This window comes from Caulobacter sp. Root487D2Y (genome assembly GCF_001427165.1).
GTDB lineage: Bacteria > Pseudomonadota > Alphaproteobacteria > Caulobacterales > Caulobacteraceae > Caulobacter.
The window spans coordinates 31,800-51,708 of the sequence record NZ_LMFD01000016.1; the positions used below are offsets into that span (position 1 = coordinate 31,800).

The 19,909-nt window shown below is 70.1% G+C and carries 20 protein-coding genes, 1 tRNA gene and 1 pseudogene; 10 read left to right on the forward strand and 12 right to left on the reverse strand.

The window, feature by feature from the left end; all coding sequences use genetic code 11:
- Window positions 1-69: 69 nt before the first annotated feature.
- The 4 genes from ASD38_RS22610 to ASD38_RS22625 all read right to left on the reverse strand — a co-directional run bounded on the left by ASD38_RS22610 (window position 70) and on the right by ASD38_RS22625 (window position 3,774).
- Complete coding sequence (locus ASD38_RS22610; protein WP_056463699.1) at window positions 70-555, reverse strand: hypothetical protein; 486 nt, start codon at window positions 553-555, stop codon at window positions 70-72.
- A 14-nt stretch (window positions 556-569) separates the two neighbouring features.
- Entirely contained in the window at window positions 570-1,763 is a 1,194-nt protein-coding gene (gene nhaA / locus ASD38_RS22615) for a Na+/H+ antiporter NhaA (RefSeq protein WP_056463701.1), read from the reverse strand.
- Window positions 1,764-1,849: 86 nt separating this feature from the next.
- On the reverse strand, window positions 1,850-3,310 hold the full coding sequence (locus ASD38_RS22620; RefSeq protein ID WP_056463704.1) for a cobyric acid synthase: 1,461 nt from the start codon (window positions 3,308-3,310) through the stop codon (window positions 1,850-1,852).
- A 50-nt stretch (window positions 3,311-3,360) separates the two neighbouring features.
- Window positions 3,361-3,774 carry a DUF6766 family protein gene (locus ASD38_RS22625; RefSeq protein ID WP_056463707.1) on the reverse strand — a complete coding sequence of 138 codons (414 nt, stop codon included), beginning with the start codon at window positions 3,772-3,774 and terminating at the stop codon, window positions 3,361-3,363.
- Between the two features lie 101 nt (window positions 3,775-3,875).
- On the opposite strand from ASD38_RS22625, the gene ASD38_RS22630 reads away from it, so the two are divergent.
- Together ASD38_RS22630 and mfd are read left to right on the forward strand one after the other, a co-directional pair.
- Window positions 3,876-4,169: an FAD assembly factor SdhE gene (locus tag ASD38_RS22630; RefSeq protein ID WP_082554633.1), complete on the forward strand. Its 294-nt coding sequence runs from the start codon at window positions 3,876-3,878 to the stop codon at window positions 4,167-4,169.
- Between the two features lie 78 nt (window positions 4,170-4,247).
- Complete coding sequence (gene mfd / locus ASD38_RS22635) at window positions 4,248-7,712, forward strand: transcription-repair coupling factor (RefSeq protein ID WP_056463710.1); 3,465 nt, start codon at window positions 4,248-4,250, stop codon at window positions 7,710-7,712.
- Here mfd and ASD38_RS22640 read toward each other — a convergent pair.
- Window positions 7,709-8,674, reverse strand: coding sequence for a helix-turn-helix transcriptional regulator (locus tag ASD38_RS22640; RefSeq protein WP_056463713.1), 966 nt, complete (start codon window positions 8,672-8,674; stop codon window positions 7,709-7,711). The genes mfd and ASD38_RS22640 overlap by 4 nt on opposite strands.
- A gap of 88 nt (window positions 8,675-8,762) precedes the next feature.
- Between ASD38_RS22640 and ASD38_RS22645 the strand changes: the two genes are divergently transcribed.
- The 3 genes from ASD38_RS22645 to ASD38_RS22655 all read left to right on the forward strand — a co-directional run bounded on the left by ASD38_RS22645 (window position 8,763) and on the right by ASD38_RS22655 (window position 10,429).
- The gene (locus ASD38_RS22645; protein ID WP_056463716.1) at window positions 8,763-9,254 is read left to right on the forward strand and encodes a hypothetical protein; all 492 of its coding nucleotides are present in this window, start codon (window positions 8,763-8,765) and stop codon (window positions 9,252-9,254) included.
- Entirely contained in the window at window positions 9,251-9,964 is a 714-nt protein-coding gene (locus ASD38_RS22650; RefSeq protein ID WP_056463719.1) for an NIPSNAP family protein, read from the forward strand. The genes ASD38_RS22645 and ASD38_RS22650 overlap by 4 nt, the downstream gene beginning before the upstream one ends.
- A gap of 72 nt (window positions 9,965-10,036) precedes the next feature.
- Entirely contained in the window at window positions 10,037-10,429 is a 393-nt protein-coding gene (locus tag ASD38_RS22655) for an SRPBCC family protein (protein WP_056463722.1), read from the forward strand.
- Between the two features lie 35 nt (window positions 10,430-10,464).
- Here the strand turns inward: ASD38_RS22655 and ASD38_RS22660 are convergent, their stop codons facing one another.
- The 3 genes and pseudogenes from ASD38_RS22660 to ASD38_RS22665 all read right to left on the reverse strand — a co-directional run bounded on the left by ASD38_RS22660 (window position 10,465) and on the right by ASD38_RS22665 (window position 12,585).
- Window positions 10,465-11,109 (reverse strand): DsbA family oxidoreductase, encoded by a 645-nt coding sequence (locus tag ASD38_RS22660; RefSeq protein WP_056463725.1) that lies wholly within the window; start codon window positions 11,107-11,109, stop codon window positions 10,465-10,467.
- A 43-nt stretch (window positions 11,110-11,152) separates the two neighbouring features.
- A pseudogene (locus ASD38_RS25185) lies at window positions 11,153-11,244 on the reverse strand (hypothetical protein); the annotation flags it as partial.
- A gap of 15 nt (window positions 11,245-11,259) precedes the next feature.
- Complete coding sequence (locus ASD38_RS22665) at window positions 11,260-12,585, reverse strand: diguanylate cyclase domain-containing protein (protein ID WP_056437438.1); 1,326 nt, start codon at window positions 12,583-12,585, stop codon at window positions 11,260-11,262.
- 206 nt (window positions 12,586-12,791) lie between these two features.
- Between ASD38_RS22665 and ASD38_RS22670 the strand changes: the two genes are divergently transcribed.
- Together ASD38_RS22670 and ASD38_RS22675 are read left to right on the forward strand one after the other, a co-directional pair.
- On the forward strand, window positions 12,792-13,928 hold the full coding sequence (locus ASD38_RS22670) for a CaiB/BaiF CoA transferase family protein (RefSeq protein ID WP_056463728.1): 1,137 nt from the start codon (window positions 12,792-12,794) through the stop codon (window positions 13,926-13,928).
- Between the two features lie 226 nt (window positions 13,929-14,154).
- On the forward strand, window positions 14,155-15,105 hold the full coding sequence (locus ASD38_RS22675) for a YihY/virulence factor BrkB family protein (protein WP_056437444.1): 951 nt from the start codon (window positions 14,155-14,157) through the stop codon (window positions 15,103-15,105).
- On the opposite strand, the gene ASD38_RS22680 is transcribed toward ASD38_RS22675, so the two are convergent.
- From ASD38_RS22680 to ASD38_RS22695, 4 genes are all read right to left on the reverse strand, one after another.
- A complete protein-coding gene (locus ASD38_RS22680; protein WP_056437447.1) occupies window positions 15,077-15,310 on the reverse strand; it encodes a sulfurtransferase TusA family protein in 234 nt (77 codons plus the stop codon). The two genes, ASD38_RS22675 and ASD38_RS22680, sit on opposite strands and share 29 nt — an antisense overlap.
- A complete protein-coding gene (locus tag ASD38_RS22685; RefSeq protein ID WP_056463733.1) occupies window positions 15,303-16,052 on the reverse strand; it encodes a pseudouridine synthase in 750 nt (249 codons plus the stop codon). Before ASD38_RS22685 ends, ASD38_RS22680 begins: the two co-directional genes overlap by 8 nt.
- Window positions 16,049-16,966, reverse strand: coding sequence for a class I SAM-dependent methyltransferase (locus tag ASD38_RS22690; protein ID WP_056463736.1), 918 nt, complete (start codon window positions 16,964-16,966; stop codon window positions 16,049-16,051). The genes ASD38_RS22685 and ASD38_RS22690 overlap by 4 nt, the downstream gene beginning before the upstream one ends.
- Window positions 16,967-16,986: 20 nt before the next feature.
- Window positions 16,987-17,076: transfer RNA gene (locus tag ASD38_RS22695), tRNA-Ser, on the reverse strand.
- Between the two features lie 140 nt (window positions 17,077-17,216).
- Here ASD38_RS22695 and ASD38_RS22700 point away from each other — a divergent pair.
- Genes ASD38_RS22700 through ASD38_RS22710 form a run of 3 tightly spaced genes read left to right on the forward strand, consistent with a single transcriptional unit; the run spans window position 17,217 to window position 19,907 of the window.
- Entirely contained in the window at window positions 17,217-18,218 is a 1,002-nt protein-coding gene (locus ASD38_RS22700; RefSeq protein WP_056463739.1) for a septal ring lytic transglycosylase RlpA family protein, read from the forward strand.
- A gap of 54 nt (window positions 18,219-18,272) precedes the next feature.
- A complete protein-coding gene (gene tmk, locus ASD38_RS22705; protein WP_056463881.1) occupies window positions 18,273-18,899 on the forward strand; it encodes a dTMP kinase in 627 nt (208 codons plus the stop codon).
- A gap of 3 nt (window positions 18,900-18,902) precedes the next feature.
- A complete protein-coding gene (locus tag ASD38_RS22710) occupies window positions 18,903-19,907 on the forward strand; it encodes a DNA polymerase III subunit delta' (RefSeq protein WP_056437458.1) in 1,005 nt (334 codons plus the stop codon).
- The last annotated feature ends 2 nt before the right edge of the window (window positions 19,908-19,909 follow it).

The following is a 19,909-nucleotide window of genomic DNA, read 5'->3' on the forward strand; positions in this document are numbered from 1 at the left end:
CCCGCGTTTATGAACGGCGATCAGACGCCGTGTCGGGACGGCTGGCAAGAGGCCTCCGAAACGCGCGTTTCAGCGCTTCTCGTCAAATTGGTCCCTGGCCAGCCGAACGGCCAGCCGGTCGAAGGCGGCTTCGGCGTCGTGCCAGGTCGAGCTGTAGGGCGCCCAGCGGATGTCGGTTTCGTACCAGCTGTAGGCGATCGGCGTGCGGTTGCCGGCCGGATCGAGATAGTCGCCGCTGATCCGCGCGCCGCCGATGCCGAAGCTGCTCATCGACAGCCCTTGGGTGGTCATCAGTTGCCGCGGCGTGGGCCGGTTGGGCCGGGCGTCGTCGATGACCAGGGTCAGAACCCCGCCGTCCGGGCTCGGCGAAATCCGCTTTTCGACGGTCCGGCGCAGTTCGGCGGTCAGGATGTCGAGGTCGCGCTGGCCGATCTCGTCGACCTGGTCGGCCAGGGCCGGGCCGATGGAGACCTTGACCGTCGAAACGGCCGGGGCGGCGAGGGCGGGCTGGGCCGCGGCCAGCAGCAGCAGGGCGGAGGCGAGGGCGGCGCGCATGACAGGCTCCCGGATCAGGTTTCGCTCGAAATGTGGGGGCCCCGCGAGCGCGGCGCCAGGCTGAACACCAGCCAGCCCAACAGGGCCGACAACAGCGAGCCGGCCAGCACGCCGATCTTGGTCTCGTCCTGCAGAATGGGCGCGTTGAAGGCCAGGTTGTTGATGAACAGACTCATGGTGAAGCCGATGCCGCACAGGGCCGAGACGCCGAACAGCTGGGTCCAGGAGGCGCCGCTGGGCCGCTGCGCCCAGCCCAGCCTGATCGCCGCCAGGCAGAACAGGCCCACCCCGATCGGCTTGCCCAGGAACAGGCCCAGGGACGCGCCCAGGGTGGCGGGCGCCGTCAGCTCGGCCAGGCCCACCTGGCCCAGGGCGACGCCGGCGTTGGCGAACCCGAACACCGGCACCACCAGATAACCCACCCACCGCGCCAGGCCGTGCTCCAGCCGGTGCAGCGGCGAATCCTCGTCGTCGGGCCGGGCGGGCGACTTGGTGATCGGAATGGTCATGGCCAGGATCACCCCGGCCAGGGTGGCGTGCAGTCCGGACTTGAGAAAGAAGACCCAAAGTGCCGCGCCGACAATAAGATAGGGCCACAGGCTCATCACCTTCAGGCGGTTCATCGTCACCAACACGACCAAGGTCGCGGCCGCGCCGCCCAGGGCCCAGAGGGTCAGATGATCGGTGTAGAACACCGCGATGATCAGGATCGCGCCCAGGTCGTCGATGATCGCCAGGGCGGCCAGGAAGATCTTCAGCGAGGCCGGCGCCCGCGATCCCAACAGCGACAGCACCCCCAGGGCGAAGGCGATGTCGGTGGCGGCCGGAATGGCCCAGCCGCGCAGGTTTGCCGGGGTCTGCAGATTGACCGCCACATAGATCAGGGCCGGGACGATCATCCCGCCCAAGGCCGCGACGCCCGGCAGCACGCGCCGCGGCCAGCTGGACAGCTCGCCGTCGACGGTCTCGCGCTTGATCTCCAGCCCGACCAGCAGGAAGAACACCGCCATCAGCCCGTCATTGACCCAATGAGCCAGGCTGAGACCGCCGACCTGGACGTGCAGCGCGTGGAAATAACCCTCGGCCAGGGGCGAATTGGCGACGATCAGCGCCAGGGCGGCCGAGCCCATCAGCAGCAGCCCGCCGGCGGACTCGCTTTGGAGGAAGGCGCGCAGGGCGGAGATCTCACGGGGATGGGCGGTCGTCATGCGGCGAGGTCCTCGCGGGAATCGTGAGGATCACCTTGCCGCGCGACAGAGGGGGCGCGCCACCGAAACCGGCGGCTCGTCGGTCGTTAGAGCCCCGCGATCCGCGCGACGGCCTCGATGTCGAGCGATCGCTCGAGCATCGCCGCGATCTCGTCCAGGGCCGCGTCGACCCTGGAGGCGTGGTCGCGGGGCGTGATCGCCAGGCCCAGCGGCGCCAGCAGGGCCGCGCGGGCCTCGCCGCGCTCGAACAAGCCGTGGACATAGGCGCCCGCGACCCGGCCGTCGGTCGAGACCGCGCCGTCGGCGGCGCCGCCGTCGAGGACCAGCAGCGGGGTCGCCGTTGCGGGACCGGTCGTGCGGCCGACGTGCATCTCGTAGCCGGAGAAAGGCGCGTCGCCGTCCAGCAGCCGTCCCGACACGGCCCGCAGCACCTTGCCGCCCAGCAGAACGGTGTCGACGTCCAGCAGGCCCAGGCCGGCGGAGTGGCCCGGCGCGCCCTCGATCCCCTCGGGGTCCGACACCGTCCGCCCCAGCATCTGGTAGCCGCCGCAGACGCCCAGCACCCGCCCGCCGCGCCGGACATGGGCCAGGATGTCGATGTCCCAACCCTGGGCGCGCAGAAAAGCCAGGTCCGCCAGGGTCGCCTTGGTGCCCGGCAGGATCACCAGATCGGCGTCGCCGGGCACGGGCGTTCCCGGCGGCAGGAAGGCGAAGTCGATGTCCGGATCGGCCCGCAGCGGGTCGAACTCGTCGAAATTGGCGATCCGCGACAGCATCGGCACGACGATCCGCACGCGTCGGTCGCCGTCCGCGCGGACCGGTCGCTCCAGCGCCACCGCGTCCTCGGCGGGCAGGGCGCGGGCGGCCGCCAGCCACGGCGCCATGCCCAGGTCCGGCCAGCCGGTGCGGGCGACGATTTCGCGGCGGCCTTCATCGAACAGCGAAGGATCGCCGCGGAACTTGTTGATGATGAAGCCCTTGATGCGGTCTCGATCCGCCGCGTCGAGCACCAGATGCGCCCCGGCCAGGGCGGCGATCACGTGACCCCGATCGATGTCGCCGACCAGGGCGACCGGCACGTCGGCGGCGTGGGCGAAACCCATGTTGGCGATGTCGCCCTTGCGCAGGTTGGTCTCGGCCGGGCTGCCCGCGCCCTCGACCAGCACCAGATCGGCTTCGGCGGCCAGCAGGCGATAGCTCTCGACCGTGGTGGCCAGCAGGTCCGGCTTCAGTCCCTGAAAGGCGCGGGCCTGGTAGGCGCCGACCACCTTGCCCCGCACCACCACCTGGGCCCCGACGTCGCTCTGGGGCTTCAGCAGCACCGGGTTCATGTGGACGGTCGGCGGCGTGCGGCAGGCCAGAGCCTGCAGGGCCTGGGCCCGGCCGATCTCGCCCCCGTCGGCGGTCACCGCGGCGTTGTTGGACATGTTCTGCGGCTTGAACGGCCGCACGATCAGGCCGCGATTGGCGAACAGCCGGCACAGCCCCGCCACCAGGGTCGACTTGCCCACGTCCGAACCGCAGCCCTGGATCATCAACGCGGCCATGCGGTCCCCTCGTTTCGAGATGACGGGCCTAGAGACCGCTCGACCGTCCGTCAATCGCGGGCCGCGCGCTCGATCTCGTCATGGGCGTGAGGCTTGGAGTGGCCGCCGGTCCGCAGGTAGCGCCGGTCGATGTCGGCCAGGATCGCCTCGGCCTTGTCGCCGGCCTGCAGGCGGATCAGGGCGTCGAGCTTGGCCTCGGAGCGGTCGTCGTTCTCCTTGGACGCCGGCGAGCCGACATAGAGGAAATAGGCCAGCCCCACGACCTGCCAGATCAATTGCAGGAACTCCGACTGCCAGTTCTCGAAGGTGTCGCGGCCCATCTCGACCAGATAGGGCGTCAGGTGCGGCGCCTGGTGCAGGCCCTGCTGCTCGTCGACGAAGGCGAACCAGCCGAACACCCAGTGTCCGACGATCGAGACCAGGAAGAAGACGGCCGTCAGCCAGCCGTAAGCATAGCGTTTCATGGGCATCCATCCCGAGTTGGCGTGTGGGAGCGCAACGAGGATCGGACGGGCGAGTTCCGGCGCTGGCGCAAGGCCCGGGAGCGCTCTATATCCCCGGTCACATGACCATCGATCACGACTCCCGCCTTCGGCGGCTGAAGTTCCGGGCCTGGCATCGCGGATTTCGGGAAGCGGACCTCATTCTGGGGCCGTTCGCGGACACCCATGGGCCCAACCTGACCCCCGAGCAGCTCGACACCTTTGAAACGCTGATGGAGGAGTCGGATCGCGAGATCTACGCCTGGATCGTCGGCCAGGAGCCGACGCCGGCCAAGTTCGACACCGATGTCCTGAACCTGATCAAGACCTTCCGCTACGAAGCTCATGCTTCGCGGCCGATCGGGGACGGCATGTAGCGGCGCCGCCCGGACCGTTTTCGGGCAACAGCATCAGTACCGGCGGCGTTGTCGCTGGCTCAACCATCGAAGAGTTGCATGGCCTACGACGCCAAACAGATCGCCAAGGCTTCCGGCAGCCTGACCCTGGCCGGGGCCCCGGAAGGCTTCGACGCGCTGGTCATGGCCGACATCGCCCGTTCACGCGGCGGGCTGACCGCCTTCGTCGCCCGCGACACCGCCCGAGCCAGCGCCTTCATCGACGCCCTGAAGTTCTTCGCCCCCGAGATCGAGGCGGTGCTGTTCCCGTCGTGGGACTGCCTGCCTTACGACCGCATCGGCCCCTCGGCCGGGGTGGCCGCCGTCCGCATGGCCACCCTGCACCGCCTGGCCGAGGGGCTGGGCAAGGACAAGCCGGCGATGCTGGTCACCGCCGCGCCGGCCCTGCTGCAGCGGGTGCCGGAAAAGTCGGTCCTGCTGCGCGCCAGCTATTCGGCCAAGGTCGGCGCCGTCGTCGACGTGAAGGATCTGGAACGCTATTTCGCCATCAACGGCTACAGCCGCGCCTCGACGGTGTCCGAGCGCGGCGAGTTCGCCATCCGCGGCGGCGTGATCGACGTCTATCCGCCGGCCGCCGAGGAGCCGGTGCGCCTGGACCTGTTCGGCGACACGCTGGAAAGCATCCGCGCCTTCGATCCGGAGACCCAGCGCTCGACCCGGCAGCTTCGCGAGATCCAGCTGCTGCCGGTCAGCGAGGCTCTGCTCGACAAGGAAGGCGTCTCGCGGTTCCGCAACGGCTATATCCGCGCGTTCGGCGCGCCGGGCGACGATCCGCTGTACGCCACGATCAGCGAGGGCGGCCGCCGCGCGGGCCTGGAGCACTGGCTGCCGCTGTTCTACGAGCGGATGGCGACCCTGTTCGACTATCTGCCGGACGGCGCCTTGGTCGGCATCGACCACCAGGTCACCGAGAGCCGCGACGAGCGCCTGGCGATGATCGCCGACGCCTACGACGCCCGCGCCTCGGCCGACCGTAAGTCGGCCTACCGCCCGCTGGCGCCCGACGCCCTCTATCTGACCGCCAAGGAGTGGGACGCGGCCGTCGCGGACCGTCCCAACCGCAAGTTCACCCCGTTCCAGCCGCAAGGGCTCGACGTCGTCGATATGGGCGCCAAGCTCGGGCGCACCTTCGCCGCCGAGCGCGCCCAGGACAGCGTCAACCTGTTCCAGGCGACGGCCGATCACGCCACATCGTTGGCGGGGCAGGGCAAGCGCGTGCTGTTCGCCTCGTGGTCCGAGGGCTCGTCCGAGCGCCTGGGGACCATGCTGGCCGATCACGGCCTGAAGAAGATCCCCTACGCCGCCTACTGGCAGGCGGCCAAGGCTAATGACCCGAAGACCCCGCAGCGCGTGGTCCTGCCGCTGGACAACGGCTTCGAGACCGAGAACCTGGCGGTCATCTCCGAGACCGACATCCTGGGCGACCGCCTGGCCCGGCCGCGCAAGAAGCGCCGCGCCGCCAACTTCCTGGCCGAGGCCAGCGCCCTGACGCCGGGCGACCTGGTCGTCCACATCGACCACGGCATCGGCCGCTATGAGGGCCTCAAGACCCTCGACGTCCAGGGCGCCCCGCACGACTGCCTGGACTTGCTGTACGGCGGCGAGGCCAAGCTGTACCTGCCCGTCGAGAACATCGACCTGCTGACTCGCTACGGGACCGACGCCGAGAACGTCCAGCTGGACAAGCTGGGCGGCGCGGCTTGGCAGGGGCGCAAAGCCAAGGCGAAAGAGCGCCTGCGGGTGATGGCCGAGGGCCTGATCCAGATCGCCGCCGCCCGCCAGCTGAAGTCGGTGGAGGAGACCGACCCGCCGCACGGCGTGTTCGACGAGTTCTGCGCCCGCTTCCCCTACGAGGAGACCGACGACCAGCTGTCGGCCATCCACGACGTGCTGGAGGACCTGTCGTCCGGCAAGCCGATGGACAGGCTGATCTGCGGCGACGTCGGCTTCGGCAAGACGGAAGTCGCCCTGCGCGCGGCCTTCGTGGTGGCCATGAGCGGCAAGCAGGTGGCCATCGTCTGCCCGACCACCCTGCTGGCCCGTCAGCACTACAAGACCTTCAAGGACCGCTTCCAGGGCTGGCCGGTCAAGGTCACCCGCCTGTCGCGCCTGGTCACCGGCAAGGAGGCGTCGGAAACCCGCGAGGGCCTGGCCAACGGCCAGTTCGAGATCGTGGTCGGCACCCACGCCATCCTGTCCAAGCAGGTGTCGTTCAAGGACCTGGGCCTGGTCATCGTCGACGAGGAGCAGCACTTCGGGGTCAAGCACAAGGAGAAGCTGAAGGAGCTTCGCGCCGACGTGCACATGCTGACCCTGACCGCCACGCCGATCCCGCGCACCCTGCAGATGGCGCTGTCGGGCATCCGGGAGATGTCGATCATCGCCACCCCGCCGGTCGATCGCCTGGCGGTGCGCACCTATATCAGCCCGTTCGACCCGGTCACCCTGCGCGAGGCCCTGCTGCGCGAGAAGTACCGCGGCGGCCAGGCCTATTACGTTGTGCCCCGCATCAAGGACCTGGAGGACATCGAGAAGTTCCTCCGCGTCCAGGTGCCGGAGATCAAGTACGTGGTCGGCCACGGTCAGATGGCCCCGACCCAGCTGGAAGACGTGATGACGGCCTTCTACGAGGGCCAGTACGACGTGCTCCTCGCCACGACGATCGTCGAGAGCGGGCTCGACATCCCCTCGGCCAACACCCTGATCGTCCACCGCGCCGACATGTTCGGCCTGGCCCAGCTCTACCAGATCCGGGGCCGGGTGGGCCGTTCCAAGGCCCGGGCCTACGCCTACCTGACCACGCCGAACGAGAAGCAGATCACCCTGTCGGCCGAGAAGCGCCTGAAGGTGCTGCAGTCGCTGGACAGCCTGGGCGCCGGCTTCCAGCTGGCCAGCCACGACCTGGACCAGCGCGGCGGCGGCAACCTGCTGGGCGACGAGCAGAGCGGCCACATCAAGGAGATCGGGGTCGAGCTCTACCAGCAGATGCTGGAGGACGCCGTGGCCGAGCTGCGCGAGCGCCAGGGGGCCGAGGCCCTGCTGGAGGACCGGGGCTGGTCGCCGCAGATCAACACCGGCGCGGCCGTGATGATCCCCGACGACTATGTGCCCGACCTCAATGTGCGCCTGTCGCTCTATCGCCGCCTGTCGGAAGCCGAGAAGGCCGCCGACCGCGAGGCCCTGGCCGCCGAGATGATCGACCGCTTCGGCCCGCTGCCGCCCGAGACCGACAGCCTGCTCAAGGTCGTGGCCATCAAGGGCCTGTGCCGCGAGGCCAATGTCGCCAAGATCGACGTCGGCCCCAAGGGCGCGGTCGCCAGCTTCCGCAACGACATCTACGCCGAGCCGCTGGCCCTGATGCAGTTCGTGGCCAAGAACAACGTCGTCTGGAAGGTGCGTCCCGACCAGAAGGTGGTGATCAAGGGCGAGTGGGACACCCCGGCCCAGCGGCTGGACGCGGCGGAGAAGATCCTGACCCAGCTGGTCAAGCTGGCGAAGGCCTAGTCGGCGTAGAGCGCCGCCAGTTCGGTCGCCGTCTGGCGCAGGCGCTCGCGCAGCGCCGGCGGCTCAAGCACCTGGGCCTCGACGCCCAGGCGCAGGAAGTCGGCGGCGGCGTGGTCGATGGACTCGATGGGCACGACGACCTCGCAGGTCTCGCCGTCCAGCGTCGCCAGGGTCTCGGCCGCGATCCGGGCCTGGGTCGCGCCCAGATAGGACAGGCGCTTGAGCCCCGCGCGGGTCAGGCGCAGGCGGGCATCTCCCGTGAAGATCTCGGCCTCGAAACGCTGGGTCGAGGCGGTCCAGAAGGCTTCGAGATCGAAGTCGGCCGGGCGCTCGAAGACCTCGTCGCCCACGGTCAAGGCCTGGATATTGGAGACGCGGTAGACGCGCGGCTCCGCGCTTCCCGCCAGCGCCGCCAGGTACCAGGTCCCGCCCTTGAGGATCAGGCCCAGCGGCGACAGCGATCGCTCGACCACGCCTTTCCAGCTGTCGTAGCGCACCGCGATCCGCCGGCAGGTCCAGACCGCCTGGGCCAGGGCCGGCAGCCGGGCGGCTTCCTCGGCGTCGCGATACCAGCCGACGGGGTCCAGGTGGAAGCGGCTGGAGATCCGTTCGGCGGCGGCCTGGCGCTCGGCCGGCAGGGCGGCCAGCAGCTTCAGCTGGGTGTTGGCCATCACCTCGCTCAGGCCCAGCTGGGCGGCGGGACCCGCCAGGCCGCCCAGGAACAGGGTCTCGGCCTCCGCATCGGTCAGACCGGTCAGGCGGGTGCGATAGCCGTCCAGCAGGGCGAAGCCGCCGCCGGGACCGCGATCGGCATAGACCGGCGCGCCGGACAGGCTCAGCGCGTCGATGTCGCGATAGATGGTGCGCACCGAGACCTCGAACTCGGCCGCCAGCACCTCGGCGGTGAGGCGCCCCCGGGTCTGCAGCAGCATCAGGATCGAGAGCAGGCGGCTTGAGCGCATGTTTTCGATCCTAGCCGAAAATACCTGACAATAGATGTCAGGTAGGCGCGCCTACACCCCTTTCATCGCACCCGACGAAAGGCCCAGCATGACCGCCTCCGACGACACGTCCGCCGGCGCCCACGCCTTCGATTTCCTGCACGGCCGCTGGCGCATCGTCCATCGTCGGCTGAAGCAGCGCCATGTCGGCGCCCAGGACTGGGACGTGTTCGGCGCCGCCGCGAGCTGCGAACCGCGCCTGGGCGGCCTGGTCAATGTCGAGGAGATCGCCATGCCCGAGCGCGGCTTCTCCGGCGTCTCCCTGCGCAGCTTCGACCTGGCGACCGGCCTGTGGTCGATCTGGTGGATCAGCAGCCTGGAGGGCCGGCTGCGGCCGCCGGTGACCGGCGGGTTCAAGGACGGCGTGGGCTTGTTCGAGGGCGACGACCTCGACGGCGACCGGGCGGTCCGCGCCCGCTACGTCTGGTCCGACATCACCCCGCGCTCGGCCCGCTGGACCCAGAGCTTCTCGCTGGACGGCGGCGCGACCTGGGAGGCCAACTGGATCATGGACTTCACGCGTTCGGAGGACGCGGCATGAGCCTGAGCCAGGCCGTGATCGAGCTGCGCCAGTACCGGATGAAACCGGGGCGACGCGACGACCTGATCGCGCTGTTCGAGCGCGCCTTCGTCGAGAGCCAGGAGGCCGAGGGCATGAGCCTGATCGGCCACTTCCGCGACCTCGACGCGCCCGGTCATTTCGTCTGGATGCGCGGCTTCGACGACATGGCGGCCCGCAAGGCGGCGCTGGAGGCCTTCTACGGGGGGCCGGTCTGGCGGGCTCATCGCGAAGCCGCCAACGCCACGCTCGCCGACAATGACGACGTCCTGCTGCTGAAGCCGCCCGTGACCGCCGCGCGCTTCGACCTGCCGCCGCGCCGGCCTGCGGGAGCGGACCCGGGGCCCGCGTCCCTGATCGGCGTGACGATCCAGGCCCTGGACGGCCCGCCGGGATCGGATTTCGCCGATCGGTTCGAGACGGAGGTTCGGCCGGCCCTGGAGGCGGCGGGGGCGTCGGTCGCCGGTTGGATGCTCACCGAGGCGGCCGAAAACACCTTCCCCCGCCTGCCGGTGCGGGAGGGCGAGACCGTGCTGATCTGGGTCGGCCGCTTCGCCGACGCCGCGGCCCATGCCGATCATCTGGTCCGCGCGGAAAAGGCGGGGCTGGGCGACGGCTTCGGCGCGGCGTCCAAGCGAGGCGTGATCCAGCGCCTGCGCCTGGCGCCGACGGCCCGTTCGCGGCTGCGATGACCGGGTCCGGATCCCGCCAGCCGTCGGCGCGCTGATTTGCCAGAGTCGGGGAAACCTCGAGAGGAGATTTCCATGGCCACGATCACCAAGTCCGTCGATGTCGCGCGCGCGCCAGACCAGGTCTGGGACGCGGTGCGCGACTGGGGCCACGTCCATCAGCGCCTGTGTCCTGGCGTGCTGACCGACTGTCAGGTGGAGGGGGAGGCCCGGATCGTCACCTTCGCCGCCGGCCTGGTCGCTCGCGAGCTGATCGTCGCGGTCGACGAAGAGACCCGCCGCCTGGTCTGGTCGGTGGTCGGCAGCCCGCTGCTGACCCACCACAACGGCGCCATGCAGGTGCTCAAGGAAGGCGAGGGCAGCCGCATCGTCTGGATCGCCGACCTGCTGCCGCATGACGCGGCCGAGCGGGTCGCCGGCTTCATGGACCTGGGTTGCGCGGCGATGAAGACGACGCTGGAGGGATGAGACGAGGTCCTCCCCCGTTAGGGGAGGGTTTGGTTTCAGGCCGCCTGTTCAAGCGCCTTGTCTATGGCCTGGGCGATGTTCTCCGGGCTCTCGGCGCCGACGACCGCCAGCTTGCCGCCGAAGATCGCGAACGGCACGCCGGTGATCCCGCCCTGGACGGCCATGGCGTGCTCGCGGGCGATGGTGTCCTTGTCCGCGCCTTCCGACAACAGGCGCAGGATCACCACCGGATCCATGCCCGCTGCCTCGCCGATCTGCGCCAGCACCACGGGGTCGCCGATGTCTCGGCCCTGGGTGAAATAGGCGGCGAACAGCGCCTCGACCACCGCGTCCTGCTTGCCCGCGCCATGCGCCCAGCGGATCAGGCGGTGGGCGGCGCTGGTGTTGGGCGACAGTTCGATGGCGTTGAAATCGAAGACGATCCCTTCCTCGGCCCCGGCCTCGACCAAGGCCGTGTGCACCGCCTTCAGCTTCAGGGGGTCCTTGAACTTGCCGGCCATATAAGCTTTGCGATCAACGCCTTGCTCGGGAAGGCTCGGGTCCAGCTGATAGGGCCGCCAGACGATCAGCGGCTCGACGTCGGGCCGCAGGGCCACGGCCGACTTCACGCGCCGCCAGCCCAGATAGCACCAGGGACAGACGACGTCGGCGACGAGGTCGATCAGCAGCGGCTGGCCCATGGCGCGGTCCTTCAAGAGAGAGCGAACGCCCCAGCACCTAGGGACGTCCTCGTCCTTCGACAAGCTCGGGATGAGGACGATTGCCGGCGCGCAGCCTTGAAAATCCTCATCCCGAGCTTGTCGAAGGACGAGGATTTCGTGCGTCGGGCTCTAAGCGGAGTGACGCTGCAGGGCCTGGGCGGCGGCGCGTTCCAGGGCGTGGACGGCGCTCTCGCCGGCCTCGATCTGGGCCACGCCGATGTCGAACTCGCAGACGAACGGCGGGCGGTCGTCGCCGGCGTCGAAGGCCGTGCAGCCGATCACCGCGGCGATCCGCTCGGCGGCCGCGCGGCCGGCGGCGTTGTTGGTGGCGGGCAGGGCCAGGGCGAAGACCTCCGGCGCCAGGCGCGCGGCGGTGTCCTCGACCCGCACCAGCCGTCCGACCATCGAGCCGATCTGCGGGATGGCGCGGTCCAGCCAGCCGTTCTTGCGGGCCCAGACGGTGTCGGGCTTGTCGGCCACCCGCAGCACGCAGATCGACAGTGGTCGGGCGCGCTCGCGCGCGGCCCCGGCCAGGCGGACCAGGTGGGCGGCGAACAGGTCGCGGGTGAACAGGCCGGTGGCGGCGTCCATCAGGCCCGAGCTGCGGGCCTTCTCCAGCGCGCCGCGAATGGCTTCGCCGCGGCGATAGTTGCGGGCCAGCTCGATGACCCGCTTGGCGGTCTCGATCTCGGCCGTCTCGGGCGAGGCGACGTCGGACACGCCCCGATGGAAGGCCTCCGACATGGTCACATGGCTCTCGGCCTTCAGATACAGCAGGGCCGGAATGTGGAAGAGGCGGGTGTTGCGGCGCATGCCGGCCGCGATCGACAAGGCTTCCTGCTGATTGTCGCCGGCCCACAGCACCACGGCGTCGAAAGCCCGCTCGTGCAGATAGTCGAAGGCCGTATAGGCGGTGAAGGCGCCGACCACGTCGGCCCCGCTGCGGCTCAGGGCGTTGGACAGGGCCAGGAACTGCGGGGCCGGCTCGCCGATCGCCAGGATGCGGAAGGGTTCGGCCTGGGGCTCGGGCAGGTCCAGCCGCCGGCCGCGATCGCCGAACGTGGCCAGGCGGAGCTCGAACTCCTCCTCGGCGATGGCGGTGCGGACCAGGGATTCCAGGCGCAGCACGGCCTGGCTGGGATGCAGGGGCGGCGACAGCGTCAGGTCGAAGGCCTGGAGATGGCCTTCTGTCCCGGGTTCGCCGATGGCGATGACCGGCAGGCGGCGCGGGGCCACGGCCGCCTTCAGGCGGCGCGACAGGGAATGAGCGTCGGGACCGGCGCTCTCCAGGTCGACGATCACGGCCTCGATGTTCAGGTCGCCCAGGGCGGCGAGGGCGGCGTAGGGACCACGCGCGGTGATGGTCCGCCAGCCGAGCTTGTCGAGCCCTTCGGACAGCGGCCCCGCGCGGGAATCGTCGCGCGCCACGATCAGGATTCGGGCGTTCACCGCCAACTCAAGCCTCCGCCCCGGATACCGGTATCGCTCGACGACGCGGCGTCCTCGAGATTCGACGCTGCAACATAGCAGAGGCCGCCCCGCCTCATAGGTGCGCATCGCCGCAGGCCTGTGAACAGACAAACGCTCTTGCCTGACCGAAGGGCAGGGTCGTTCTAGTGGTTCGAGAGACAAACGCCGCGAGAGTCGGCCGGGAGGAACATATGGCCCAGGGACCCCAAGGACCTTTGTCCGGCCTGAAGGTGCTGGAATTCGCCGGGATCGGTCCGGGACCGTTCTGCGGCATGTTGCTGTCGGACCTGGGGGCCGACGTCGTGCGGATCGACCGCAAGGGGTCGGGGCGCAGCTCGCCCGCCGACGTCACCGCTCGGGGCCGCCGCTCGGTGGCGCTCGACCTGAAGTCGCCGGCCGCGGTGGAGACCTGCCTGAAGCTGATGGAAGGCGCCGACGGGATCATCGAGGGCTTCCGTCCGGGCGTCATGGAACGCCTGGGCCTGGGCCCGGACGTCGCCCTGGCCCGCAATCCCAGGCTCGTCTACGGCCGCATGACCGGCTGGGGCCAGACCGGTCCCTACGCCAAGGCCGCCGGCCACGACATGAACTACATCGCCATCACCGGCGCCCTGGCGGCGATCGGCACGCGGGACAAGCCGGTACCGCCGCTGAACCTGGTCGGCGATTTCGGGGGCGGGGCGCTTTACCTGGCCTTCGGCCTGCTGGCCGGCGTGATCCACGCCCGCGCCACCGGCCAGGGCCAGGTGATCGACTGCGCGATGAGCGACGGCGCGGCCTCGCTGATGGCCATGTTCTACGGCTTCAAGGCCGGCGGCATGTGGGGGGATGCAAGGCGCTCCAACCTGCTCGACGGCGGGGCGCACTTCTACGACACCTATCAATGCAGCGACGGCAAGTGGATCTCGATCGGCTCGATCGAACCGCAGTTCTACCTGCTTCTGCTTGAAAAGACGGGGATCACAGACCCGCAGTTCCAGCACCAGATGAGCCGCGAGGAGTGGCCGCAGCTTCGCGAGAAGCTGGCGGCGGTGATCGCCACGAAGACTCGCGACGACTGGTGCGCCCTGATGGACGGCACCGACGTCTGCTTCGCCCCGGTCCTGACCATGGACGAGGCCCCGGCCCACGCCCACAACGCCGCCCGCCGGACCTTCGTCGAGGTGGCGGGCGTGACCCAGCCGGCCCCAGCCCCGCGGTTTTCGGCCACCCCCGGCGCGATCCAGGGGCCGCCGCCAAAGATCGGGGCCGACAACGACGCGGCGCTGGGCGACTGGGGCTTCTCGGCCGACGCGATCGCCGCGCTGAAGGCGCAGGGCGCGCTCTGAACGACCTTCTCCTGACAGCGGCATTCAGGTCCGGTTCAGCCGGCGAGGTCTAAACCTGATCTCGCAACCGGCCGTCGCGCCACCCGTCCCTCGATGCGGCGATCGGTTCAGGTTCGTCCTGCGGAGACCCGCCGCTTTCCCTGAAGCGGCGGGTCTTTGTGCCTGAGGCAATGTTTTTTCGGCGGTGAGCTTGCGTCGACGCGGCGCCGAGGTCAGTTTCCGCCGCATGAAATCCCCCCAGGACCGTCTTCGCTTTCGGGACCTCGATCTCGATCCGATCCATTGGGTGAGCGAGATCCTGCGCGTTCTGGGCCTGGCCCTGCAGCGCCTGTGGGGCCGCGACGTGATGCTCTATGTGGGCGGCGTGTCGTTCTTCATCCTGCTGGCGGTGTTTCCCGGCCTGGCGATCCTGATCGGCATGTTCAGCCTGTTGCTGACCCCGGAGCAGGCCGCCTTCCAGGCCGACAAGCTGTCGTTCCTGATGCCGTCCGGCGCCCGGCCGATCTTCCAGAGCGAGCTGGCCCGACTGGCCTACGCGCCGGAGAAGGCCGTTTCCGCGCAGAGCGCCGTGGTGTTGGTCATCGGCCTCTACGCCGCCCATCGCGGCTTCAAGGCGCTGCTGGCCGGCCTGTCCTTCATCCATGACGAGGAGGACCAGCGCGGCTTCTTCGGCTTCAACTTCATGGCCCTGGTGGTGCTGGTCGCCGCCTTCGTGCTGCTGTTCGTGCTGTCGGGCGTGTTCCTGACCTTCCGCCTGCTGGCCAGCACCCTGAACCTGCGCCCCCTGGCCGGCGTGTCATGGATCCAGAGCGAATGGACCTGGGCCAGCCTGGGCCTGATGTTGGGCATGACCCTGATCTACCGCTACGCCATGTCGCGCGCCCCGGTCGGCTGGCGCGCCTCGACGACCGGGGGCTTCGCCGCGGCGGTGATGTGCGTGTTCATGTCGTGGGCCAGCGCCTTCTATGTCGAGCAGGTGGCCCATCTGGGCGCGACCTACGGCTCGATCTCGGCGGTGATCATCTTCCTGATCTGGCTGTCGTGGAGCGTCAACGCCGTGTTCTTCGGCGGCGCCCTGGCCACCGAGATGGAGATCGCGCTCGATGAGCGGCCCCGGGCCCTGCTCGAGGGCCCCAAGGCCATTCAGCTCAAGGCGCCTTCGCCACCAGAAAGCTGATCACGCCGTTCGGGGCGTCGACGATCTCCAGCACGGTGGCCCCGGCGCTGGCGGCGAAATGCGGCACGTCGATGCGGGCCAGCGGGTCGTCGGCCAGCAGGCGGACCAGACCGCCGGCCGGCGCCGCCTCCAGGGCCCGGCGCAGGCGCAGGGTGGGGACGGGGCAGCGGTGGCCGCGGGCGTCCATCAGGATTTCGTCAGGCATCGAACACCGCCTCGGCCTGGGCCGCCGTCAAGATGCGGTGCTCGCCCGGCGCCAGGTCGTCGGGCAGGGCGATCCCGCCGATCCGCTCGCGATGCAGGCCGACCACGTGATTGCCCACGGCGGCGAACATCCGGCGCACCTGGTGGTAGCGGCCCTCGGTGATCGTCAGCCGCGCCTCGCGCTCGCCCAGCACCTCCAGGCTCGCCGGCAGCAGCGGCTTTTCCTCGCCCTCCAGCATCAGGGTCCCGCCGGCGAAGGCCGGCCCCTCGGTTCCGGTCAGGGGCCGGTCCAGCGTCGCGCGATAGACCTTGGGCACGTGGCGCTTGGGCGAGATCACCCGGTGCAGGTAGTCGCCGTCGTCGGTGATCAGGATCAAACCCGAGGTGTCCTTGTCCAGCCGCCCGACGCTCGACAGGGCCGGGTCGCGGATCTGCCAGCGCTTGGGCAGCAGATCGTAGATCCGCTCGCCGTCCTCGCGGTGCGAGCAGACCACGCCCAGCGGCTTGTGCATGATCAGCACCAGAGGCGCCGGCGGATCGACGGGAAGGCCCCGGATCTTCATCCGCAGCGGCAGGTCGGCGGTGACAGCGATCTTCTGCCCCGCGTCCCTGACGGCCGCGCCGTCGAGCATGACCTTGCCGGCCGAGACCAGCGCCTGGACGTCGCGCCGGCTGCCGTAGCCGAGATTGGCCAGCAGGCGATCCAGACGCGCCATCAGCGCCCCAGGCCGTTTTGGGGTCATTTCCGAGCCTCGTAGACCTTGAAGCCGCCGGCGTCGGCCACCGGGCGGACGTTCTTGAAGGACTCGTTCAGCACCGCCTCGTAGGGCAGGTGGCGGTTGGCGACGATCCACAGCACGCCGCCCTTGCGCAGCATGCCCGCCGCCGAGGTGATGAAGGCCTGGCCCAGGCTTTTGTCCTCGCCGCCGCCCTCATGGAACGGCGGATTGGTGACCACGAAGTCCAGGCCCGTCGCCAGGTCGGCGCCGCGCCGGGCGTCGGCCTGCGCGACCTCGACCCTCGGGTCGTTGACGTTGCGCCTGGCCGCCTCGACCGCCCGGCGGTCCAGATCGATCAGGGTCAGCTTGGTGACCTTGGGCGAGGTCAGAACGGCGTGGGCCAGGACGCCGATGCCGCAGCCCAGGTCGACGCCGGCCCCGCTCAGCGGCGGCAGCGACTTCAGCAGAAGGGCCGAGCCGGGATCCAGGCGATCCCAGCTGAATACGCCGGGCTGGGTCCACAGGCCGTCGCCGTCCAGGCGGCGCGGCGCGCCCTCGACGATGGCGGCGTCCAGGCCCGTGGGGTTGGCGGGCTTGAGGGCGACGCAGATCCGCTGGTGGCGCTTGGCGCTCTCGCCGACCGTGCAGCCGAACGCGGTCAGCTCCTTGTTCATCCGCAGGCCGCCGCGATCCTTGGGGGCCAGGGCCGTCAGCCGCCCTTCGACCTTCAGCGCCCGCAAGGCCTGGGCCAGGACATAGCGCCGCTCGGCGACGCCGGCCGGGGCCTGGATCACGATCTCGTCCAGCGCGCCATCGGTCAGATCGGCCAGATCGGCAGACCCGACCACGAGGGGCGAGACCTGAACGGCGCCGCCGGGCACGTCGACCACGTCGAAGGACGGAAAGCCGTAGACGGCGGCGCGGACGGAGTCTGACATGGAACGGATCTCGGGAGATGTGGCGGGCAGGGTGGGATTCGAACCCACGGTGGACTTTCACCCACGGCGGTTTTCAAGACCGCTGCCTTAAACCACTCGGCCACCTGCCCGGAGCAGGGGCCTATATCAGCGGTCGCGCACGCGCTCCAGTCGTTTCCAGCGCGTTTGGTCGCACCTTTGATTAACCAGACCTCAAGCCTCCTGAACGACCCTGTTTTCCTGTATACAACCCTCAGGAGGGCGTTCGGTCATGAGAGGCGAGGCGCGAGGCGAGTTCCGTCTGCTGCGCGGCGCGGCCGTGGCCGCCCTAGGCTGCGCCGGCTTGGCCGCCTGCGCCACGCCCCTGCCGACCCGCCTGCCGCAGGCGGCCTCCACCGCCAGACCCTATTCCGGACCGCCGGCGCCGGGCTCGACCTCGGGCCTGCGCGGCACCGAAAAGCCCTATCAGATCAGAGGGATCTGGTATTATCCCAAGGCTGATCCGGACTATGACGAGCGGGGCGTCGGCTCGTGGTACGGCGAGCAGTTCCACAATCGTCGCACGGCCAACGGCGAGATCTTCGACATGGATCTGCCCTCGGCGGCCCACAAGACCCTGCCGCTGCCGAGCATCGTCGAGGTCACCAATCTCGACAACGGCCGCAAGATGAAGGTGCGGGTCAATGATCGCGGCCCGTTCATCGACGGCCGGATCATCGACCTGTCAAAGGCCGCCGCCGAACAGCTGGGCTACGACCGGGCCGGAGTCGCCCATGTCCGCGTCCGCTATATCGGTCCCGCCAGCAAGACCCCGTTCGACGCGCCCCGGATCATCGCCGCGGCCCCGCCGCCGCCCGAACCGCGTTACGCCCCGCCGCCCAAGACACGCGTCTATGCGTCCGGCCTGCCGCCGGCCCAGCCGGCCTATGGTCCGCCGCCGCCGCCCAAGGCCGCCGACCCGGACTTCGCGCCGCCGCCGGCGCCCCAGGAGTCGGCGCCCCTGGTTCCGGCCGAGCCCGCGCCGACGCCGACGCCGGCGTTGGCCAGCGCCTATCGCGTCCAGGCCGGCGCCTTCGCCAACCTTGGCAACGCCGAACGCGCCCTGGCCCAGGTGGGCGGGACGGGGGACGCCTCGATCGAGTCGATCGAACGCGGCCCGAACGTGCTCTACCGCGTGATCGTCAGGGCCGGTCCCGACGAGGCCGAAGCCTTCGGTGTGCGCGATCGCGTCGCCGCCCTGGGCTTTTCCGACGCCACGGTGCTGGGTCCCTAGCCCGGGCGGCGATCGGCTCTGGACAAGACGGGCGTTACGGCCGATTTGGAGCCGGTGACGCGTGGAACCTTCATCAGTTTCGAGGGCGGCGAGGGGGCTGGAAAGTCCACCCAGATCCGTCGCTTGGCCGAACGCCTGAAGGCGGACGGCGCCGACGTGGTGCTGACCCGCGAACCCGGCGGCAGCCCCGGCGCCGAGCAGATTCGCGATCTGATCCTCAACGGCGACATCGACCGCTGGTCGCCGGTCACCGAGACCTTGCTGATGTACGCCTCGCGACGCGACCACGTCGAGCGGGTGATCCGGCCGGCCCTGGAGCGCGGGGCGATCGTGCTGTGCGACCGCTTCGCCGACAGCACCCGGGCCTATCAGGGCGCCGGGGGCGAGGCGCCGATCGGCCTGATCAAGGCGCTGGAGGAGCATATCCTGGGCGGCACGGTCCCGGACCTGACCCTTATCTTCGACATTCCGGCCGAGGTCGGCCTGGAGCGCGCCCTGGCCCGGGGCGGCGAGGCGCGTTTCGAGTCCAAGGGCCTGGCGTTCCACCAGCGCCTGGGCGAGGCCTTCCTGGAGATCGCCCGCCGCGAACCCGAGCGCTGCGTGGTGATCGAGGCCGACGACGCCATCGACGCGGTCTGGGCCGATGTCTGGGCCGCCGTGTCCACCCGGCTGGGCCTCTAGGGCATGGACGCGCCTCCGCACCCGCGCGACGTGTTCGCCATCGACGGCGTCGAGGCCGCCGAACTGGCCTTCCTGGACGCCCTGGATCGCGGCCGGCTGCATCACGCCTGGCTGTTGACCGGGCCGGAGGGCGTCGGCAAGGCGACCCTGGCCTACCGCATGGCCCGCCGCCTGCTCGGTGCACGGCCCGATCCCGCCTTCGGCCTCCTGGGCTCCGCGCCGACCGACGTCGTCAGCCGCCAGGTCGCGGCGCGGTCGCATCCCGACCTGATGGTGCTGGAACGCGCCACCGATGACGGCAAGGCCCGCAAGTCGATCCCGGTCGACGAGGCCCGCCTGTTGCCGGCCTTCTTCGCCAACTCCCCGGCGATCTCGCCTTACCGCGTGGCGATCATCGACGCGGCCGACGACCTGAACGTCAACGCCGCCAACGCCGTATTGAAGACTCTTGAGGAACCGCCGCCGCGCGGGGTGATCCTGCTGATCAGCCATTCGCCCGGCCGCCTGCTGCCGACCATCCGCTCGCGCTGCCGCCGCCTGGTGGTGCCCGCGCCGGATCTCGGCAAGGCCGCGGCCATGGTCGAACAGCGGGCCGGGGTCTCGGCCCACGACGCCGACCGCCTGGCCCGCATGGCCAAGGGCGCGCCGGGCCGCGCCCTGCAACTGGCCGCCGCCGGAGCGCTGGAGGCCGACGACGCGGCCGGCGAGATCCTGCGCAAGCTGCCCGACCTGGACGAGGGCGCGCTGCTGGCCATGGCCGACACCTTCCGAGGGGCCGAGGGCGTCCAGCGCTTCGAGCTGCTGTTCGACCGCCTGGGCGACCAGATCCACGCCATGGCCACCGGCATGGCCGGCGAGCGCACCCCGGCGGGCCTGGATCGCTGGGTCGCGGCCTGGGAGAAGATCGTCCGCGCGCCGGACGAGGCCGAGGCCGTGAACCTGGACCGCGCCGACGTGTTCTGGACCGCGATCATGGACTTGCGCGCCGCCGCCCGGGCGGCCATGTGACC

Excerpts from the sequence above, each read along its gene's own strand:
- ASD38_RS22610 (WP_056463699.1), bottom strand. The coding sequence starts at position 555 with ATGCGCGCCGCCCTCGCCTCCGCCCTGCTGCTGCTGGCCGCGGCCCAG.
- nhaA (WP_056463701.1), bottom strand. The coding sequence starts at position 1,763 with ATGACGACCGCCCATCCCCGTGAGATCTCCGCCCTGCGCGCCTTCCTC.
- ASD38_RS22620 (WP_056463704.1), bottom strand. The coding sequence starts at position 3,310 with ATGGCCGCGTTGATGATCCAGGGCTGCGGTTCGGACGTGGGCAAGTCG.
- ASD38_RS22625 (WP_056463707.1), bottom strand. The coding sequence starts at position 3,774 with ATGAAACGCTATGCTTACGGCTGGCTGACGGCCGTCTTCTTCCTGGTC.
- ASD38_RS22630 (WP_082554633.1), top strand. The coding sequence starts at position 3,876 with ATGACCATCGATCACGACTCCCGCCTTCGGCGGCTGAAGTTCCGGGCC.
- mfd (WP_056463710.1), top strand. The coding sequence starts at position 4,248 with ATGGCCTACGACGCCAAACAGATCGCCAAGGCTTCCGGCAGCCTGACC.
- ASD38_RS22640 (WP_056463713.1), bottom strand. The coding sequence starts at position 8,674 with ATGCGCTCAAGCCGCCTGCTCTCGATCCTGATGCTGCTGCAGACCCGG.
- ASD38_RS22645 (WP_056463716.1), top strand. The coding sequence starts at position 8,763 with ATGACCGCCTCCGACGACACGTCCGCCGGCGCCCACGCCTTCGATTTC.
- ASD38_RS22650 (WP_056463719.1), top strand. The coding sequence starts at position 9,251 with ATGAGCCTGAGCCAGGCCGTGATCGAGCTGCGCCAGTACCGGATGAAA.
- ASD38_RS22655 (WP_056463722.1), top strand. The coding sequence starts at position 10,037 with ATGGCCACGATCACCAAGTCCGTCGATGTCGCGCGCGCGCCAGACCAG.
- ASD38_RS22660 (WP_056463725.1), bottom strand. The coding sequence starts at position 11,109 with ATGGGCCAGCCGCTGCTGATCGACCTCGTCGCCGACGTCGTCTGTCCC.
- ASD38_RS22670 (WP_056463728.1), top strand. The coding sequence starts at position 12,792 with ATGGCCCAGGGACCCCAAGGACCTTTGTCCGGCCTGAAGGTGCTGGAA.
- ASD38_RS22675 (WP_056437444.1), top strand. The coding sequence starts at position 14,155 with ATGAAATCCCCCCAGGACCGTCTTCGCTTTCGGGACCTCGATCTCGAT.
- ASD38_RS22680 (WP_056437447.1), bottom strand. The coding sequence starts at position 15,310 with ATGCCTGACGAAATCCTGATGGACGCCCGCGGCCACCGCTGCCCCGTC.
- ASD38_RS22685 (WP_056463733.1), bottom strand. The coding sequence starts at position 16,052 with ATGACCCCAAAACGGCCTGGGGCGCTGATGGCGCGTCTGGATCGCCTG.
- ASD38_RS22690 (WP_056463736.1), bottom strand. The coding sequence starts at position 16,966 with ATGTCAGACTCCGTCCGCGCCGCCGTCTACGGCTTTCCGTCCTTCGAC.
- ASD38_RS22700 (WP_056463739.1), top strand. The coding sequence starts at position 17,217 with ATGAGAGGCGAGGCGCGAGGCGAGTTCCGTCTGCTGCGCGGCGCGGCC.
- ASD38_RS22710 (WP_056437458.1), top strand. The coding sequence starts at position 18,903 with ATGGACGCGCCTCCGCACCCGCGCGACGTGTTCGCCATCGACGGCGTC.